We start from the raw sequence: 17,704 nt of genomic DNA, 5'->3' as shown, positions 1-17,704 counted from the left end.
TCGATCGCCGCGGTGCTGACGTACCGCCGATTGCCGTCACCTCTCGCGCATTGGCGCATTGCGCCGTGCAATTCCCGAAGTTGCTCACCATGGTTCCTGTAAATCCTCACCTTTGAAGTGACGGCCGGATGACCGCATCGTGTCGCCTTCGCCCATTGCGTCGTGCGAAGGCGTCGGCGACCGGCCCATGTTGCGGGCATTGATGCGCGTCGCACAGTCGGCCGTTCGGCATATAGGCAGCCGCATCGGGTTCGCCTATGCTTGGAGTTCGCGTCGACCGGTGCACGGCCATCCGTGCCCGTGTGCCGGTCGTGTCGTCTTTCGTTACCGTATGGAGCCGATGTGACCGTCCGCCATCTCGATGCGTTGTTCCAGCCCAGGTCCGTCGCGGTCGTCGGTGCATCGTCGCGCGCGGGCAGTATCGGCGCGATGGTGTGGGCGCGCGTGCTCGACGGCGCGTTCGAGGGGCACGTGTGGCCCGTCAATCCGAAGCATCGCGAACTGAACGGGCACACGGTCGTGGCCGATGTCGACCGGCTGCCCGCGCCGCCGTCGGTCGCCGTGATCTGCACGCCGCCTGCCACGTGGGCCGGCATCGTACGCAAGCTCGGCGAGATCGGCACGCGCGTCGCGGTGATCGTCGGCGAGGCGCGCACCGACGCCGATCGCGCCGCGCTCGATCGCACGCTCAAGGCCGCGAAACCGTTCGTGCTCCGAATCGTCGGGCCCGGCAGTCTCGGCGTGCTGTCGCCCGCGCGGCATGCGCATTTCGGCGCGCCGGCCTATACGGCACGATCGGGCGGCGTCGCGTGGGTGTCGCAATCGAACGCGCTGACGAACGCAGTACTCGGCTGGGCCGATGCGCGAGGCCTCGGTTTTTCGCATGTCGTCGCGCTGGGCCGCGAAGCCGACGTCGACGCGGGCGACGTGCTCGACTACCTCGCCAGCGATCCCGGCACGCGCGCGATCCTGCTGGAACTCGACACCGTGTGCGCCGCGCGCAAGTTCATGTCGGCAGCGCGCGCGGCGGCGCGCAACAAGCCGGTGCTCGCGCTGCGCACTGGGCGCGCCGATCCCGGCGACGCGCTTTACACGGCGGCGTTCCAGCGCGCGGGGTTGGTGCGTGTCGATGCGCTTGACGATCTGCTCGACGAGATCGAGACGCTCGGCGTCGGGCGCGTCACCGCGCGCGGCGCGGCGACGCTCGTGACGAGCGACGCAGGCGTCGCGAAACTCGCGGTCGATGCGGTCGCGGAGGTGCGCGACGTGTTGGCCGACTGGCCGGCTGCGGCCACGTCGGCGGTCGCTGCCGCGCTGCCGCATCTGGCCGCGCCCGGCAATCCGCTGACGCTCGGCGACGATGCGCGTCCCGAACATTTCGGCGCCGCCATCGAGGCGCTCGCGCCGTTTCCGCAAACGGGCACGCTGTTCGTCGTGCATTCGACGTCTCACAGCGCGCCGGCCGACGCGGTCGCGCGCACCCTGATCGAATCGCGGCAGTACGCGTACCGCGGCATCCTCGCGTGTTTCTTCGGTGCGGTCGACGCGGCGACGCGCGACGCGCTGCACGCGAACGGCATTCCCGTGCACACCACGCCGCAGCGGCTTGCGCGCGCATACGCACGGCTCGTCGACTACAACCTCGGGCGGCAGTTGCTGATGCAGACGCCCGAGGGCACGCCGCAGCAGCCGGCCGAATGCGTTGCATCCGCGCAGGCCGAGGCGCGACGGATGGTCGAGGCCGGCGAGCATGAACTGGCCGGCGAAGCGGCGTTGCATTGGCTCTCCCACTTCGGCCTGCACGGCGAGCCGGCCGATTCACCGGCCGACGAATCGGCCGGCGCCAGAATCGTCGATGTCACGGTCGACATGTACGACGATTCGAACTTCGGCCCGGTGTTCCGTTATGCCGTGCCGCCGGCGGATGGGGTATCGGCGCCGTTCGTCGTGTACGGGCTGCCGCCGTTGAATACGGTGCTCGCCCGCGCGGTGATGGAGCGTTCGCCGTATGCGCGCCGCACGCCCGTCGAACCCACGCTCGATGCGCTGACGGCACTGTCGCAAGTCGTTTGCGACGTGCGCGAAGTCGTCGCGATGTCGGTCACGCTGCGCGTGCTGTCCGATCGGGCATACGTGGTCGCGCCGCGTATCACGGTGGCGGCCGGGCGCAGCCGGCTCGCGATCATGCCGTATCCGCGCCATCTCGAGCAGACGCTCGAATGGCGCGGCGAGACCGTGACGATCCGTCCGATCCGTCCGGAAGACGAGGAAGCACACAATGAACTGCTTGCCGCGATGACGCCGGACGATCTGCGGATGCGTTTCTTCGGCGCGGTGCGCAGCTTCGATCATTCGCAAGTCGCGCGCATGACGCAGATCGACTACGACCGCGAGATGGCCTTCATCGTGTCGTTCACCGACGTGTCGGGCCGGTCGCACACGCTCGCGGTGGCGCGTGCGGTTACCGATCCCGACAACGAGACGGCGGAGTTCGCGATCGCCGTGCGGCCCGATCAGAAGGGCAAGGGGCTCGGGCGGCTGATGATGACCCGCATCATCGACTATGCGCGATCGCGCGGCACCGGATGGATGATCGGCGAGGCGCTGCGCGAGAACACCGCGATGATCTCGCTGGCGAAGGCGTGCGGCTTCGCCGTGTCGACGACGGAGGAACCCGGCGTGGTGGGGTTCAGGATGAAGCTGCAACCGTAATTGCGTGGGTGAGCGTGCTCGCGCGTCCGGCGGCAGCGTGCAGAGCCGGTACGGCATGCATGATGTCGATGATGCACAGGCGCTGCCGAGCGAATTCGTCGTCGTTCGGTGTGCCGATCGTTCGGCTGGTTCTCTCGACTGCGCGGATCGGTACAACGTTCGCCCGGTGACCGGCGGGGAATGTCGAGCGCGTCGAGTCACGGCATCCGCGGCGGGCGCGTTGCGTGCGCCGATGACCTCCGCGTATCACCGGTTCCGGGGTGTCATGGTCGAGCGCATGAACTCCGGCATTTCGCATGCGCAGGATCGGAAACAGAGCAGAGGTGAGACTTTTCGGGAGCCGCGAGTGAGCTTTTCCGGGAGCTGTCGGGTGAGCCGATACGGGAGTGCTCGGTGAGCCTTTCCGGGGAGCTGCCGGTGAGCCCTTGCAGGAAGCCCTGGTGAGCCTTTCCGGGAGGCCCCGGTGAGCATCTCCGGCAGGCATCGGTGAGAACGTTCGGGAAGGGGTTGGTGAGCGTCTCCGGGGGCTTCAGGTGAGCTTTTCCGGGATGCCTTGGTGAGCGTTTACGGGACGCTTCGGTGAGACTTTTCGGGAGCTTGCGAACGCAGTGCTCCGGCTGGCGCGGCGCCGGCTTTTGCCGGCGTCCGCGCCGGTGCGGGCACGCATGAACCGTGCCCGCAGCAGCGTTTATGCAGCGAGTTTCGACGCCGCGTCGTTCACCTGCTCACGCGAAATCGCGAGTTCTTCGAGGTGCGCGTCGGCATAGATGCCGCCGGTTTCGCGCTCGAGGCGGGCGATCGTCAGCGCGCAACGCGCGATGTCCTTCGGCATCGCGATGAAGCGCTTGACCGATTCGCCGGCCGTGAATGCATCGAATAGCGCGCCGCGCACGTCGTCCGGAAGCGTCTTGGTCCATTGGTACGGCTTGCCGTTGAACGTGATCGACGGCGGCAGCGTGCGTTCCTTCTTGGTGGCCGTGATGAGGCCGTAGGTACGTGCGGCGTCGCCGATCTGCTCGGGCGAAAAGAGTTCGTCGGGCGTGATGTCGAACTGCTCGATGTAGTTCTCGATCGCCCGCATCGCTGCGGCACGGTCGTCGCGCTTCTTCTGCGCGCGCGCGACGATGTCGCGCAGCTCGTCCGCTTCCTCGGACGTGATCGTGAAGCTCGCCTGCTTCTGCTGAAGTTCGGAGAAACGCTGGAATTCTTGATCGTTCAGAAGTTTGGCCATGACATCCATCGGATACGACGGCCGCGACAGCCGGCCGCCGTAGTTTTTGAGAGGGCCGCTATTCTAGCGTAGCGCGGCGTCCGCGCATCCGGAAACGGTCTGCGGAATGCCGGTACGAACGCCCGTGCGACCGGCGCGCATCGCATACCGCGTGGGCGGCGTCGCACTGGCCTGCCCGACCCGCTGACCGAACGACCGCCCGCCGCGCCCGACCGCCCGACCACTTTCAACGCGGTCGCCCGCTCAACCATATTCAGCAAGTCTCCGCGCGGCACATCGACAACTGGCCTGCCGTATCGCGCAGCCTTGCGACGACCACCTCCACGGACGGCGCCATGTGCGAGTCGATCCGGCGCATGTACGGGCAGGTCAGCACCGCGATCGCATGGCCGGCCGGGCCGAGGATCGGCGCGCTCAGGTCGGTGACGCCGTATGCCTGGCGGCTGTCCTGGCGCACGTAGCCGGACTGGCGGATGGACTGGCACGCGTGCGCGAGTTCCTGCTCGTTCATCGGCGTTTCACCCTTGACCTTGCGATGCTCGACCAGCATGTGCGCGCGCTGCTCGGTACCCTGGAACGACAGCATCACGCGTCCCGACGCCGTATCGGCAAGCCCGACGCGCGAGCCGAGCCGCACCGACACGCCCCACGGGCCGGGGCCGTCCACCTGTGCGATCACGAGCAGGTTGCCGCGATCGTAGACGGTCAGATGGCACGACTGTTCGGCCGCATCGGCGAAGCGCTGCATCAGCGGCAAGGCCTCGGCGATCAGCCGGTTCATCGGCGGATGGCGGTGCGCGAGCGCGAACAGTTTCAGGCTGAGCGTGTAACGGTCGCCGCCGCTCGAGCGCATCACGTAGCGGCGCGCGACGAGACGTTCGAGCATCCGGTAGATCTCGCTCGCGTTGCGGCCGAGCTCCTTCGTGATTTCGGTGCGGGTGAGCCCTTCCTTTTGTTCCGACAGGAGTTCGAGAATGTCGAGCCCCTTGTCGAGGGCGGGTGCGCGATAGCGGTCGGCTGCGCCCATCGACGCCCGTGCGTCGCTGCCGGGGAGCGGGTTATTGGTCGTTTGCGTCATGGTAGGAAGTCCGGGAATGGCCAATCGGTTGGCGACGCACGCTGGCCGGTTTGCACGCAGATTCGCGAAGCCGCATGCGGATGTGACTGCCGTCCGGACGAGCCTGACAATAAACGTTCAGTGTGCAATGCGGCGTCTTTTTGCCGATCGTTGTCCAGCAAGAACGGATCACATGCCGTTCCCGATGACAGGGTCGTAAGAAATATTCGACATTCATCTTTCGGTATCGAAGGACCGCAGCATTGGGCGTAAATCCGGATGGTTCGGCGGCCCCGATGCTGCTGTGCAATCTCCGCAGGCGCACCAATAGTCGGTATCCGTCGCGCGTCATTTCACGGCGGGCCGCCGATGGTACAAAGAGCGGCGGGCCAGCGACGGTGCGGCCGCGCGTGAAGCCGACCGGCATCGGCCGGCACATGGCGCGGATGCCGGGCCGTCGTCGCCGATGCGCAGACCGGCGGCCGCCCGTTCGATGCGCGTCGCACCCGGTGCGGCGCCGCGATCGCTGCGCCTGCGCGAGCCTCGCGTGTCGATTGGCCTGCCGGATTCGGGGGCCGACGCGCGTCATCGACGATCGGCATTCAGTCCGGCGCGTGGCCGTCAGCGGCCGCGTCGGCCGGTATCCTGTCACATTCGACAACAGAGGTTGAGCACGATGAAACTGCTTCGCTATGGCCCGTCGGGCCAGGAAAAGCCCGGTATTCTCGACGCGGACGGCCGGATTCGCGACCTGTCCGCGCACGTGCCGGATCTTGCCGGCGACGCGCTGTCCGACGCCGGTCTCGCGCGCCTGCGCGCGATCGACCCGGCCACGCTGCCGCTCGTCTCCGGCGAGCCGCGCATCGGCGCCTGCGTCGGGCGCGTCGGCAAGTTCATCGGCATTGGTCTCAACTATGCCGATCACGCAGCCGAAGCCGGCATGCCGGTGCCGAAGGAACCCGTGGTGTTCGGCAAGTGGACCAGTTCGATCTGCGGCCCGAACGACGGCATCGACATCCCGAAGGGCTCCGTGAAGACGGACTGGGAAGTCGAACTGGGCGTCGTGATCGGCGCGACGTGCAAGGACGTCGACGAAGCGCGCGCGCTGGATTACGTCGCCGGCTACTGCGTCGTCAACGACGTGTCCGAGCGCGAGTGGCAGATCGAGCGCGGCGGCCAGTGGGACAAGGGCAAGGGCTTCGACACGTTCGGCCCGATCGGCCCGTGGCTCGTCACGCGCGACGAGGTGCCCGATCCGCAGCGCCTCGACCTGTGGCTCGAGATCGACGGCCACCGCTATCAGAACGGCAACACGCGCACGATGGTGTTCACCGTCGCGCAACTGATCGCCTACCTGTCGACCTGCATGACGCTGCAACCGGGCGACGTGATCACGACCGGTACGCCGCCGGGCGTCGGGATGGGCATCAAGCCGTCGCCGGTGTTCCTGAAGGCCGGTCAGACGGTGCGCCTCGGGATCGCGGGGCTCGGCGAGCAGTTGCAGAGCACGCGCAACGCGCAGTGAGCGCTCGCGCGGCGCGGGCGAGGCTGGCGGACGTAACCGGCCGGCTATCCGCCAGCGCCGCCGGACCCGTCGCCGGATCGCCGGCGGCGACCGACGCGAGTCGAACGCCGACCACGATGCAACAAAGACAAGGGCCCGGTTCCGCATGACGCGGAAGCGGGCCCTTGTCGTTCATCCGCGTTGGGACTCGGCGGATCAGACGACGTTGCCCAGCTCGCAATGGGCTTCGAGGCGATACCCGTCGGGATCGACGACGAACGCCGCGTAATAGCCGGGGCCGTAGTGCTCGCGTTTGCCCGGCCCGCCGTTGTCCTGTCCGCCGTGCTGCAGCGCGGCGCGGTAGAACGCATCGACTTCCACCGGCGACGCTGCGCGAAACGACAGGTGCAACCCTGAATCGGGATCGGCGACGACTGGACGCGCCGCGTGCTGCAACCACAGCACCGGTTCGCTGGTGCCGTAGCCGAGGGATCCGTCGTCGCTGTACAGCCGCTTGTAGCCGAGCGCGCCGAGCGTGCTGTCGTAGAACGCGCGGCTGCGGTCGATGTGGGCAACGCCGAACGAAAGGTGATCGATCATCTGTGGCTCCTTGAACTGAAGGGGGGCATCAGTGCAGCAAACCTGTTTATAACCACCAGGCCATCCGCTTGTGACGAAGCGCGCCGAGCATGCTGTCGTGGAACGCGCGGCTGTGGCCGGTGTGGACAACGTCGTGCGAAAAAAGATCGATCATCTGTGGCTCCTTGAACTAAAGAGGGGACATCACAGCGGCAAACCTGTTTTTAACCACCATGCTGGTTATGTTAGGAAGCGTCCGGATGCTTGTCAACCGGCATGGTGGTTAGATACGATCGCGTCATGAGCAAAACGCAACCTTCCGTCACGACGGACTGCCTGGTTCCGGCGCCGTCCGAAACGCTGAGCATCGATTTCGCGAACACGCTGTACTGGCGTGGCGCCGACGTGCCGACCGAAACCTTCGGCACGCTGGACGACCTGTTCGCATGGTGCCGCGAGCAGGCGGGCGTACCGGCCGGCCTGGCCGACGCATGTCGCGTCCGTGAGCAGGAGACAGAGAAGGGCGACGAGCCGGCGACGCTGGCGCGCGCGCTCGCGCTGCGCGAGGCGTTGTACCGGCTCTTTCACGCGCAGGCCGAGCGGCGCGAGCCGCAAGCCGACGATCTCGCGCTGCTGGGCGGTTTTCTGGCGGAAGCGGCGCCGCGCGTCGCGCTCGCGCGGATCGACGGCGGTTACGCGTGGCGGATCGGGGCAGCGGGCGCGACGCTCGCGGGGCTGCTGAGCCCGGTGCTGTGGTCGGCGACCGACCTGCTGGGCGGCGCGCGCCTCGCGAAGGTCAAGCGCTGCGCGAACGACGCATGCCAGTGGCTGTTCATCGACGACAGCAAGAACGGCAGCCGCCGCTGGTGCTCGATGTCGTCCTGCGGCAATCGCGCGAAGGCGTACCGCCACTATCACAAGGCCGATTGACGGCAGCGCGCGTCCCTGTGCGTCACGCGTCGATCGCGCCCATCCCGCCCGAACCTATTTCGCCGACAGCTTCCGCCACAGCGTCGTCTTGCTGATGCCGAGCATCGCGCACGCGCGATCGCGATCGCCGCCGCACGCATCGAGCACCGCGCGGATCTCGTCTGCTTCCGCGCGACGGCGGCGCGCGTGGAGCGTCTGCGCGTCGGTGGCGTCGGCATCGGCCGCATCGGGCAGCGCCGCGAACAGCTCGGGTGCGATCGCCTGCAGCGCATCGGGCGCGAGTGCCGCGCATGCCGCACCCGGATCGTTCTCGTCGACCTCCTCGGCCAGTTCCACCGCGATCCGCTCGATCACGTTCTGCAATTCCCGCACGTTGCCGGGCCAGCGGTAGCGCGCGAGCGTCGCCTGCGTCGCGCCGAGCACGCGCGTCGCATCGTCGGCCTCGCGCACGCGTTCGGCCAGCCGCGGCTCGCGCCGCGCGGCCTGCACGAGCAGCGTGGCCGCCAGCGCCGGAATGTCGGCGGCGCGCTCGCGCAGCGGCGGCAGGCCGACGTTCAGGATGTTGAGCCGGTAATACAGGTCCGCGCGGAACGTGCCGGCCTCGACGGCCGCGAGCAGCGGCCGGTGCGTCGCGGCGATCACGCGCACGTCGATGCGGATCGGTTCGGTCGAGCCGAGACGGATCACCTCGCGCTCCTGCAGCACGCGCAGCAGCCGGCTTTGCAGCGACGGCGGCATCTCGCCGATCTCGTCGAGAAACAGCGTGCCGCGGTGCGCGGCCTCGAACAGCCCGGTCTTGCCGCCGCGCCGCGCGCCGGTGAACGCGCCTTCCTCGTAACCGAACAGCTCGCTCTCGAGCAGCGCCTCCGGAAATGCGCCGCAGTTGATCGCGACGAACGGATAGCTGCGCCGCACCGACAGCGCGTGCAGGCTCTGCGCGATCATTTCCTTGCCGGTGCCGCTTTCGCCGAGCACGAGCACCGTCGCATCGGATTTCGCGTAGCGGCGCACGAGATCGCGCACGCGCGCCATCGGCGCGGACGCGCCGACCACGTCGTCGAGCGTGTAGCGCGCCGCGAACTGCTGCGTGTTCGGCTGCGAACGCAGCGCGCGGTCGAGCCGTTCGACCGCGCGCGATTCCTGGAACGTCAGCACGCTGCCCGACGTGACGCCGCGATCGACGAGCGGCCCGCGATGCACGACGTAGCGCACGCCGCGCACGGTCGCGAGCGCGTCGCCGTCCTCGCCGCGCAGCGTGCGCAGTTCCGGACGCAGGTCGACGAGCGCGCGGCCGACTGCCGCCGCGGGTTCGACCCCGAGCGCCGACGCGAGCCGCTCGTTGATGGCTTCGACGCGGCCGCGCGCGTCGAGCGCGACCACGCCGTCGCGCAGGTGCTGCAGCAGGTTGTCGAGCCGCTGGCGGCGAAACGCCTCGGCGTGCGTCGCGTACGCGACCTCGAGCGCCGTCTCGACCGCCTTGCGCACCGACGCGTGCGAATACAGGAACACCGCGCCCATGCCGGCGCTCGCCGCGAGATCGGTGACGAGGCCGGGGCCGACGATCGTCTCGATGCCGCGGTCGTGCAGGTCGTGCACGCAGGCTTCCGCTTCCTGCGCGGACTGATATGACGCAAACTGCACGTCGAGGCCGTAGGCGGCGACGAAGCGGCGCACTTCGGGTGGCGTCTCGCCGGCGCTGACGAGCGCGATCCGCGACGCGTCGCGCCGCGCGCGAGCGAGCGCCTGCATCACGTCGAAGCCGGTCGGCGACACGACCACGACCGGCACCTGCGCACGCGTTTTCAGGAAGCCGCCGTTCGAGCCGGCTGCGACGATCACGTCGGGGCGCGCGGTGCCGGCCTCCGCGATCGCGCTCAGCGCGTCTTCATAGGCCCGCGTGACGATGCGCACGTCGGCGCGTTCGTCGAATTCGCCGGCGATCTCGCGAAACAGGTCGCGCAGGCGGCTGATGCCCATCGCCCAGATGCGCGGACGCACCGTGCGGTCGGCCGGGCCGACGGGCTTGGTCGAGGAGAGGTCCATGGCGACCGATTATGCGCGCGCGATTTCATTTTTGAAACATGAAATTGCTGAAATGAAATCATCGGGCGCTGCCTCGCCCGTGCCGGTTGCTTAAGAATCAGTGGGTTAGCCCCGATTCACGAGCTGGCCCGGTCCTTGCTGTTCATGGTCATTCCTTCAGGAGGCCGTTCATGAGCAACACGCATCTTCAGAGCGCCGGCGCGAAATTCCGCGCGGCAGTCGCGGCCGAGCAGCCGCTGCAGGTGGTCGGCGCGATCACCGCGTACGCAGCCAAGATGGCGCAGGCCGTCGGCTTCAAGGCCGTGTACCTGTCGGGCGGCGGCGTCGCCGCGAATTCGCTCGGCATTCCCGATCTCGGCATCAGCACGATGGAAGACGTGCTGATCGACGCGAACCGGATCACCAACGCGACCGACCTGCCGCTGCTCGTCGACATCGATACGGGCTGGGGCGGCGCGTTCAACATCGCGCGCACGGTCCGTTCGTTCATCAAGGCCGGTGTCGCGGCCGTCCACCTCGAGGACCAGGTCGGTCAGAAGCGTTGCGGCCACCGTCCGGGCAAGGAAGTCGTGCCGACCGACGAAATGGTCGATCGCGTGAAGGCCGCGGTCGACGCGCGCACCGACGACCAGTTCGTGATCATGGCCCGCACCGACGCGGCTGCTGCAGAAGGGATCGACGCCGCGATCGAGCGCGCGATCGCCTACGTGGAAGCCGGCGCGGACATGATCTTCCCGGAAGCGATGAAGACGCTCGACGACTATCGCCGCTTCAAGGCCGCGGTGAAGGTGCCGATCCTCGCGAACCTGACCGAGTTCGGCTCGACGCCGCTGTTCACGCTCGACGAGCTGCGCGAGGCGAACGTCGACATCGCGCTGTACTGCTGCGGCGCGTATCGCGCGATGAACAAGGCCGCGCTGAATTTCTACGAGACGCTGCGCCGCGACGGCACGCAGAAGGCGGCGGTGCCGACCATGCAGACCCGCGCCGAGCTGTACGACTTCCTCGGCTATCACGCGTACGAGCAGAAGCTCGACGAACTGTTCGCGCAGGGCAAGAAGTAACGCGGCCCGCGCGCCGGGACACGGTTCCCGGAACGCTTTTGCATGAAGCCGGGCCGCGCGCACGAGCGCGGCGCCCGGCCGACATGACACCCCAGATACCCATTGGAGAACGGAAACATGAGCGAGACGAAAGACGCAGCAGCACCGGCCGCCGCAGGCGCATTCAAGCCGAAGAAGTCGGTGGCGCTGTCGGGCGTGACGGCCGGCAACACGGCGCTGTGCACGGTCGGCAAGACCGGCAACGACCTGCACTATCGCGGCTACGACATTCTCGACGTCGCCGAATCGTGCGAGTTCGAGGAAATCGCGCACCTGCTCGTGCACGGCACGCTGCCGAACCTGACCGAACTGGCCGCATACAAGACCAAGCTGCGCGCGCTGCGCGGCCTGCCGAGCGCGCTGAAGGCCGCGCTCGAGCAGATCCCGGCGTCGGCTCATCCGATGGACGTGATGCGCACCGGCGTGTCGGTGCTCGGCACCGTGCTGCCGGAGAAGGACGATCACAACCTGCCGGGCGCGCGCGACATCGCCGACCGCCTGATGGCGTCGCTCGGCTCGATGCTGCTGTACTGGTATCACTTCTCGCACAACGGCAAGCGCATCGAGACGGAAACCGACGACGACTCGATCGGCGGTCACTTCCTGCACCTGCTGCACGGCAAGACGCCGTCGAAGTCGTGGGTCGACGCGATGCACACGTCGCTGATCCTGTACGCGGAGCACGAGTTCAACGCATCGACGTTCACCGGCCGCGTGATCGCGGGCACGGGTTCGGACATCTATTCGGCGATCACCGGCGCGATCGGCGCGCTGCGCGGGCCGAAGCACGGCGGCGCGAACGAAGTCGCGTATGAAATCCAGAGCCGCTACAGCTCGCCGGACGACGCCGAAGCCGACATCCGCCGCCGCGTCGAGAACAAGGAAGTCGTGATCGGCTTCGGCCATCCGGTCTACACGATCTCCGATCCGCGCAACAAGGTGATCAAGGGCGTCGCGCACAAGCTGTCGAAGGAAGCGGGCGACCTGAAGCTGTACAGCATCGCCGAGCGCCTGGAATCGGTGATGTGGGACGCGAAGAAGATGTTCCCGAACCTCGACTGGTTCAGCGCGGTGTCGTATCACATGATGGGCGTGCCGACCGCGATGTTCACGCCGCTGTTCGTGATCTCGCGCACGTCCGGCTGGAGCGCGCACATCATCGAGCAGCGCGTCGACAACAAGATCATCCGCCCGAGCGCGAACTACACGGGTCCGGAAGACCTGCAGTTCGTGCCGATCGAGAAGCGCTGATCTTCGGCCGCGCGCGCCGGCGTCCGTGATGCGGGCCGCCGGCGCGCGCAACGTCTTACCCCGAATTCCGCCCCACATCATGAATACCGCCAACCGCAAACCCCTGCCCGGCACGTCGCTGGACTACTTCGACGCGCGTGCCGCGGTCGAAGCGATCGCTCCCGGCGCATACGACACGCTGCCGTACACGTCGCGCGTGCTCGCCGAAAACCTCGTGCGCCGCTGCGATCCGGCGATCCTCGCCGAGTCGCTGACGCAGATCATCGAGCGCAAGCGCGAACGCGACTTCCCGTGGTTCCCGGCGCGCGTGGTGTGCCACGACATCCTCGGCCAGACGGCGCTCGTCGACCTCGCGGGCCTGCGCGACGCGATCGCCGAGCGCGGCGGCGACCCGGCCAAGGTGAACCCGGTCGTGCCCGTGCAGCTGATCGTCGACCACTCGCTCGCCGTCGAGTGCGGCGGCTTCGATCCCGACGCGTTCGCGAAGAACCGCGCGATCGAGGATCGCCGCAACGAGGATCGCTTCCACTTCATCGAATGGACCAAGCGGTCGTTCGAGAACGTCGACGTGATCCCGCCGGGCAACGGCATCATGCACCAGATCAACCTCGAGAAGATGTCGCCGGTGATCCAGACGCAGGACGGCGTCGCGTTCCCGGACACCTGCGTCGGCACCGACAGCCACACGCCGCACGTCGACGCGCTCGGCGTGATCGCGATCGGTGTGGGCGGGCTGGAAGCGGAGAACGTGATGCTCGGCCGCGCATCGTGGATGCGCCTGCCCGACATCGTCGGCGTCGAACTGACCGGCAAGCGCCAGCCCGGCATCACGGCAACCGACGTGGTGCTCGCACTGACCGAGTTCCTGCGCAAGGAAAAGGTCGTCGGCGCGTATCTGGAATTCCGCGGCGAAGGCGCGGCGAGCCTCACGCTCGGCGATCGCGCGACGATCTCGAACATGGCGCCTGAATACGGCGCGACGGCCGCGATGTTCTTCATCGACGGCCAGACGACCGACTACCTGCGCCTCACCGGCCGCAGCGACGAGCAGGTGAAGCTGGTCGAGACCTACGCGAAGGCGGCGGGCCTGTGGGCCGATACGCTGAACGACGCGCAGTACGAGCGCACGCTGACGTTCGACCTGTCGAGCGTGGTGCGCAACATGGCCGGCCCGTCGAACCCGCACAAGCGGCTGCCGACGTCCGACCTCGCCGCGCGCGGGATCGCTGGCCAGTGGGAAGAGAAGGCGGGCGAGATGCCCGACGGCGCGGTGATCATCGCCGCGATCACGAGCTGCACGAACACCAGCAACCCGCGCAACGTGATCGCGGCCGCCTTGCTCGCGCGCAACGCGAACGCGCGCGGCCTCACGCGCAAGCCGTGGGTGAAGAGCTCGCTCGCGCCGGGCTCGAAGGCGGTCGAGCTGTATCTGGAAGAAGCGAACCTGCTGCCGGAGCTCGAGAAGCTCGGCTTCGGCATCGTCGCGTTCGCGTGCACGACCTGCAACGGGATGTCGGGCGCGCTCGATCCGAAGATCCAGCAGGAGATCGTCGAGCGCGACCTGTACGCGACGGCCGTGCTGTCCGGCAACCGCAACTTCGACGGCCGTATCCACCCGTATGCGAAGCAGGCGTTCCTCGCGTCGCCGCCGCTCGTCGTCGCGTATGCGATCGCCGGCACGATCCGCTTCGACATCGAGAAGGACGTGCTGGGCCACGACCAGGATGGCAAGCCCGTCACGCTGAAGGACATCTGGCCGACCGACGAGGAAATCGACGCGATCGTCGCATCGAGCGTGAAGCCCGAGCAGTTCCGCAAGGTCTACGAACCGATGTTCGCGCGCGCGGCCGATGCGGGCGAGCGTGCGGCGCCGCTGTACGACTGGCGCGCGCAGAGCACGTACATCCGCCGCCCGCCGTACTGGGAAGGCGCGCTCGCCGGCGAGCGCACGCTCAAGGGCATGCGTCCGCTCGCGGTGCTCGGCGATAACATCACGACCGACCACCTGTCGCCGTCGAACGCGATCCTGCTGGATAGCGCGGCCGGCGAATACCTCGCGAAGATGGGCTTGCCTGAAGAAGACTTCAACTCGTACGCGACGCACCGGGGAGACCACCTGACCGCGCAGCGCGCGACCTTCGCGAACCCGACGCTGATCAACGAGATGGCGGTCGTCGACGGCGCGGTGAAGAAGGGCTCGCTCGCGCGCGTCGAGCCGGACGGCAAGGTCATGCGGATGTGGGAAGCGATCGAGACGTACATGAATCGCAAGCAGCCGCTGATCGTGATCGCGGGCGCCGACTACGGCCAGGGCTCGTCGCGCGACTGGGCCGCGAAGGGCGTGCGGCTCGCGGGCGTCGAGGCCATCGTCGCCGAGGGCTTCGAGCGGATCCACCGCACGAACCTGATCGGGATGGGCGTGCTGCCGCTCGAGTTCAAGGCGGGCACGAACCGCACGACGCTTGGCATCGACGGCACCGAGACCTTCGACGTGATCGGCGAGCGCACGCCGCGTGCCGATCTCACGCTGGTGATTCACCGCAAGAACGGCGAGCGCGTGGAAGTGCCGGTGACGTGCCGGCTCGATACGGCCGAGGAAGTGTCGATCTACGACGCGGGCGGCGTGCTGCAGCGCTTCGCGCAGGACTTCCTCGAATCGTCGCAGGCGGCTTGACCGGGTCATCAGGGACAACGCAAACATGGCTCACATTCCTCAAATCAGGATTCCCGCGACCTACATGCGCGGCGGCACCAGCAAGGGCGTGTTCTTCCGGCTGCAGGATCTGCCGGATGCCGCCCAGGCGCCGGGCGCCGCGCGCGACGCGCTGCTCTTGCGCGTGATCGGCAGCCCCGATCCGTACGGCAAGCAGATCGACGGGATGGGCGGCGCGACGTCGTCCACCAGCAAGACGGTGATCGTGTCGAAGAGCACGCGGCCGGGGCATGATGTCGACTACCTGTTCGGGCAGGTCGCGATCGACCGCGCGTTCGTCGACTGGACCGGCAACTGCGGCAACCTGTCGGCGGCGGTCGGCCCGTTCGCGATCAGCGGCGGCCTCGTCGATGCGTCGCGCGTGCCGCGCGACGGCGTCGCGACCGTGCGGATCTGGCAGGCGAACATCGGCAAGACGATCGTCGCGCACGTGCCGATCACGAATGGCGCCGTGCAGGAGACGGGCGATTTCGAACTGGACGGCGTCACGTTCCCGGCCGCCGAAGTGCAGCTCGAGTTCATGGACCCGGCCGCCGACGAAGAGGGCGCGGGCGGCTCGATGTTCCCGACCGGCAACCTGGTCGACGACCTCGCCGTGCCGGGTATCGGCACGCTGAAGGCGACGATGATCAACGCGGGGATTCCGACCATCTTCGTCGAGGCCGAGGCGATCGGCTATACGGGCACGGAGCTGCAGGACGCGATCAACGGCGACCCGAAGGCGCTCGAGAAGTTCGAGACGATCCGCGCGCACGGCGCGCTGCGCATGGGACTGATCGATACGCTCGACGAGATCGCGACGCGGCAGCATACGCCGAAGGTCGCGTTCGTCGCGAAGCCGGCCGACTATGTCGCGTCGAGCGGCAAGCGCGTGAATGCGGGCGACGTCGACCTGCTGGTGCGGGCGATGTCGATGGGCAAGCTGCACCACGCGATGATGGGCACGGCGGCGGTCGCGATCGGCACGGCCGCGGCGATCCCCGGCACGCTCGTCAACCTTGCGGCGGGCGGCGGTGAGCGTAATGCGGTGCGCTTCGGGCATCCGTCGGGCACGCTGCGCGTCGGCGCGGAAGCGCAGCTCGAGAACGGCGAATGGACCGTCACGAAGGCGATCATGAGCCGCAGCGCGCGCGTGCTGATGGAAGGCTGGGTGCGGGTGCCGGGGGATGCGTTCTGAGCGTGCCGCGGTTCGTGCGTGCAACCCTGCAGCGCTGAACCGGACCGATCCCTGCGAAGCGGACCCGCTGCGCAGGGATTTTTTCGTTTGGCGCATGCGTGACGAAGGCAATTCGCTATTCAACGCGTGGGATCGGTGACCGTACCGGTGCGCGGAAGCGTGCCCCGGTCGTGACGCACGGATCCGCGCTGGCGTGAGTCATCGCAGATCGATCCCAAAGCATGGGACCCACGTGAGCACTAAAGCGCTAACGTGGATCGACCGCGAAGCATGGGATCCACGTAAGCGCTAAAGCGCTAACGTGGATCGACAGGAGAATCGCATGTCGCTTGATGCGCCGCTTGCCGGCGTCCACATCGTCGAATTCGAAGGCCTCGGCCCCGGCCCGCTCGCGGGCTGGATGCTCGCTGGGATGGGCGCGCGCATCACGCTGATCGCACGTCCGGCCGGCCGCACCAGCGCACCGGACGCGCTGCTGGGCCGCGACGGCGACCTGCTGCGCGAAGGCAAAACGATCGTCGAGCTCGATCTGAAGACGCCGACCGGCCGCGATGCGGCGCTCGCCCTGATCGCGCAGGCCGACGCGCTGATCGAGGGCCTGCGTCCCGGCGTGATGGAACGCCTCGGCCTCGGGCCCGACGATTGCGCGCGCCACAACCCGAAGCTCGTGTATGGGCGCATGACGGGCTGGGGCCAGGGCGGCCCGCTCGCGACGGCCGCCGGGCATGACCTGAACTACGTCGCGCTGACGGGGATGCTGTCGCTGTCGGCACCGCGCGACGGCCGGCCCGGCGTGCCGCCGACCGTCGTCGGCGATGCGGGCGGCGCGCTCGGGCTCGCGTTCGGAATCGTCTGCGCGCTGTTCGACGTGCGCGGCGGCGGCCCGGGGCGCGTGGTCGACGGCGCGATCGTCGACATCGTGTCGATGCTCGGCTCGCTCGCGTTGTGGGCACGCGCGAACGGGCAGCTCGATGGCGCGCAGCCGAGCCTCTTCCACGATGCGCCGTTCTACGACGTGTATCGATGCGCGGACGGCGAATGCGTGACGATCGGCGCGCTCGAGCCGCCGTTCTATGCGTTGCTGGTCGAGCGGCTCGGGTTGAGCGATGTCGATCCGGCGTCGCAGTACGATCGCGCACGCTGGCCGGCGCTGAAGGCGCGTTTCGCGGAGGTGTTCGCGCAGCAGCCGTCCGCGCACTGGCGCGCGCTGCTCGAAGGGACGGACGCGTGCTTTGCGCCGGTGCTGAGCGTGGCCGAAGCGGTGGAGCATCCGCACAATGCGGCGCGCGGGATCTATCGTACCGATGCGAGCGGCAACGTTCGGGCGCGCGTGGCGCCGCGTTTTCTGCCGTTGACGGGCGATGAAGCTTAAGTGCATCCCAAGTCGGATATATCTCGGATAAT

12 protein-coding genes are annotated in these 17,704 nt (G+C 68.0%); 8 read left to right on the top strand and 4 right to left on the bottom strand.

Annotated features, from left to right (window positions below; translation table 11 throughout):
- Positions 1–342: 342 nt before the first annotated feature.
- Positions 343–2,712, top strand: coding sequence for a GNAT family N-acetyltransferase (locus PL79_RS01270; RefSeq protein ID WP_044845004.1), 2,370 nt, complete (start codon positions 343–345; stop codon positions 2,710–2,712).
- Between the two features lie 688 nt (positions 2,713–3,400).
- Here the strand turns inward: PL79_RS01270 and PL79_RS01265 are convergent.
- Positions 3,401–3,952, bottom strand: a complete 552-nt coding sequence (locus PL79_RS01265; protein ID WP_044845005.1) for a hypothetical protein — start codon at positions 3,950–3,952, stop codon at positions 3,401–3,403.
- A 244-nt stretch (positions 3,953–4,196) separates the two neighbouring features.
- On the bottom strand, positions 4,197–5,021 hold the full coding sequence (locus tag PL79_RS01260) for an IclR family transcriptional regulator (RefSeq protein ID WP_193759795.1): 825 nt from the start codon (positions 5,019–5,021) through the stop codon (positions 4,197–4,199).
- A gap of 655 nt (positions 5,022–5,676) precedes the next feature.
- On the opposite strand from PL79_RS01260, the gene PL79_RS01250 reads away from it, so the two are divergent.
- On the top strand, positions 5,677–6,525 hold the full coding sequence (locus tag PL79_RS01250; protein ID WP_044845006.1) for an ureidoglycolate lyase: 849 nt from the start codon (positions 5,677–5,679) through the stop codon (positions 6,523–6,525).
- A gap of 195 nt (positions 6,526–6,720) precedes the next feature.
- On the opposite strand, the gene PL79_RS01245 is transcribed toward PL79_RS01250, so the two are convergent.
- Positions 6,721–7,104: a VOC family protein gene (locus PL79_RS01245; protein WP_044845007.1), complete on the bottom strand. Its 384-nt coding sequence runs from the start codon at positions 7,102–7,104 to the stop codon at positions 6,721–6,723.
- Positions 7,105–7,359: 255 nt separating this feature from the next.
- Between PL79_RS01245 and PL79_RS01240 the strand changes: the two genes are divergently transcribed.
- A complete protein-coding gene (locus tag PL79_RS01240; protein WP_044845008.1) occupies positions 7,360–8,013 on the top strand; it encodes a CGNR zinc finger domain-containing protein in 654 nt (217 codons plus the stop codon).
- 54 nt (positions 8,014–8,067) lie between these two features.
- On the opposite strand, the gene prpR is transcribed toward PL79_RS01240, so the two are convergent.
- Positions 8,068–10,056: a propionate catabolism operon regulatory protein PrpR gene (gene prpR, locus PL79_RS01235; protein WP_044845009.1), complete on the bottom strand. Its 1,989-nt coding sequence runs from the start codon at positions 10,054–10,056 to the stop codon at positions 8,068–8,070.
- A 170-nt stretch (positions 10,057–10,226) separates the two neighbouring features.
- Here prpR and prpB point away from each other — a divergent pair, with 170 nt between their 5' ends.
- The 5 genes from prpB to PL79_RS01210 all read left to right on the top strand — a co-directional run bounded on the left by prpB (position 10,227) and on the right by PL79_RS01210 (position 17,672).
- On the top strand, positions 10,227–11,120 hold the full coding sequence (gene prpB, locus PL79_RS01230; protein WP_044845010.1) for a methylisocitrate lyase: 894 nt from the start codon (positions 10,227–10,229) through the stop codon (positions 11,118–11,120).
- Between the two features lie 117 nt (positions 11,121–11,237).
- A complete protein-coding gene (gene prpC, locus PL79_RS01225; protein WP_044845011.1) occupies positions 11,238–12,410 on the top strand; it encodes a bifunctional 2-methylcitrate synthase/citrate synthase in 1,173 nt (390 codons plus the stop codon).
- 79 nt (positions 12,411–12,489) lie between these two features.
- On the top strand, positions 12,490–15,084 hold the full coding sequence (acnD, locus tag PL79_RS01220) for a Fe/S-dependent 2-methylisocitrate dehydratase AcnD (protein ID WP_044845012.1): 2,595 nt from the start codon (positions 12,490–12,492) through the stop codon (positions 15,082–15,084).
- 25 nt (positions 15,085–15,109) lie between these two features.
- Entirely contained in the window at positions 15,110–16,300 is a 1,191-nt protein-coding gene (gene prpF, locus PL79_RS01215) for a 2-methylaconitate cis-trans isomerase PrpF (protein ID WP_044845013.1), read from the top strand.
- Between the two features lie 322 nt (positions 16,301–16,622).
- Positions 16,623–17,672 (top strand): CaiB/BaiF CoA transferase family protein, encoded by a 1,050-nt coding sequence (locus PL79_RS01210; RefSeq protein WP_044845014.1) that lies wholly within the window; start codon positions 16,623–16,625, stop codon positions 17,670–17,672.
- The last annotated feature ends 32 nt before the right edge of the window (positions 17,673–17,704 follow it).

Origin of the sequence: Burkholderia sp. USMB20 (assembly GCF_000949135.2) — a bacterium.
In the GTDB taxonomy this organism is placed as follows: Bacteria; Pseudomonadota; Gammaproteobacteria; order Burkholderiales; family Burkholderiaceae; genus Burkholderia.
This window is presented reverse-complemented; position numbering and strand designations above follow the sequence as displayed.

Bases quoted from the DNA above. Each gene is read 5' to 3' on its own strand.
- acnD (WP_044845012.1), top strand. From the start codon at position 12,490: ATGAATACCGCCAACCGCAAACCCCTGCCCGGCACGTCGCTGGACTAC.
- PL79_RS01250 (WP_044845006.1), top strand. From the start codon at position 5,677: ATGAAACTGCTTCGCTATGGCCCGTCGGGCCAGGAAAAGCCCGGTATT.
- PL79_RS01245 (WP_044845007.1), bottom strand. From the start codon at position 7,104: ATGATCGATCACCTTTCGTTCGGCGTTGCCCACATCGACCGCAGCCGC.
- prpB (WP_044845010.1), top strand. From the start codon at position 10,227: ATGAGCAACACGCATCTTCAGAGCGCCGGCGCGAAATTCCGCGCGGCA.
- PL79_RS01210 (WP_044845014.1), top strand. From the start codon at position 16,623: ATGTCGCTTGATGCGCCGCTTGCCGGCGTCCACATCGTCGAATTCGAA.
- prpC (WP_044845011.1), top strand. From the start codon at position 11,238: ATGAGCGAGACGAAAGACGCAGCAGCACCGGCCGCCGCAGGCGCATTC.
- PL79_RS01240 (WP_044845008.1), top strand. From the start codon at position 7,360: ATGGTGGTTAGATACGATCGCGTCATGAGCAAAACGCAACCTTCCGTC.
- prpF (WP_044845013.1), top strand. From the start codon at position 15,110: ATGGCTCACATTCCTCAAATCAGGATTCCCGCGACCTACATGCGCGGC.
- prpR (WP_044845009.1), bottom strand. From the start codon at position 10,056: ATGGACCTCTCCTCGACCAAGCCCGTCGGCCCGGCCGACCGCACGGTG.
- PL79_RS01260 (WP_193759795.1), bottom strand. From the start codon at position 5,021: ATGACGCAAACGACCAATAACCCGCTCCCCGGCAGCGACGCACGGGCG.
- PL79_RS01265 (WP_044845005.1), bottom strand. From the start codon at position 3,952: ATGGATGTCATGGCCAAACTTCTGAACGATCAAGAATTCCAGCGTTTC.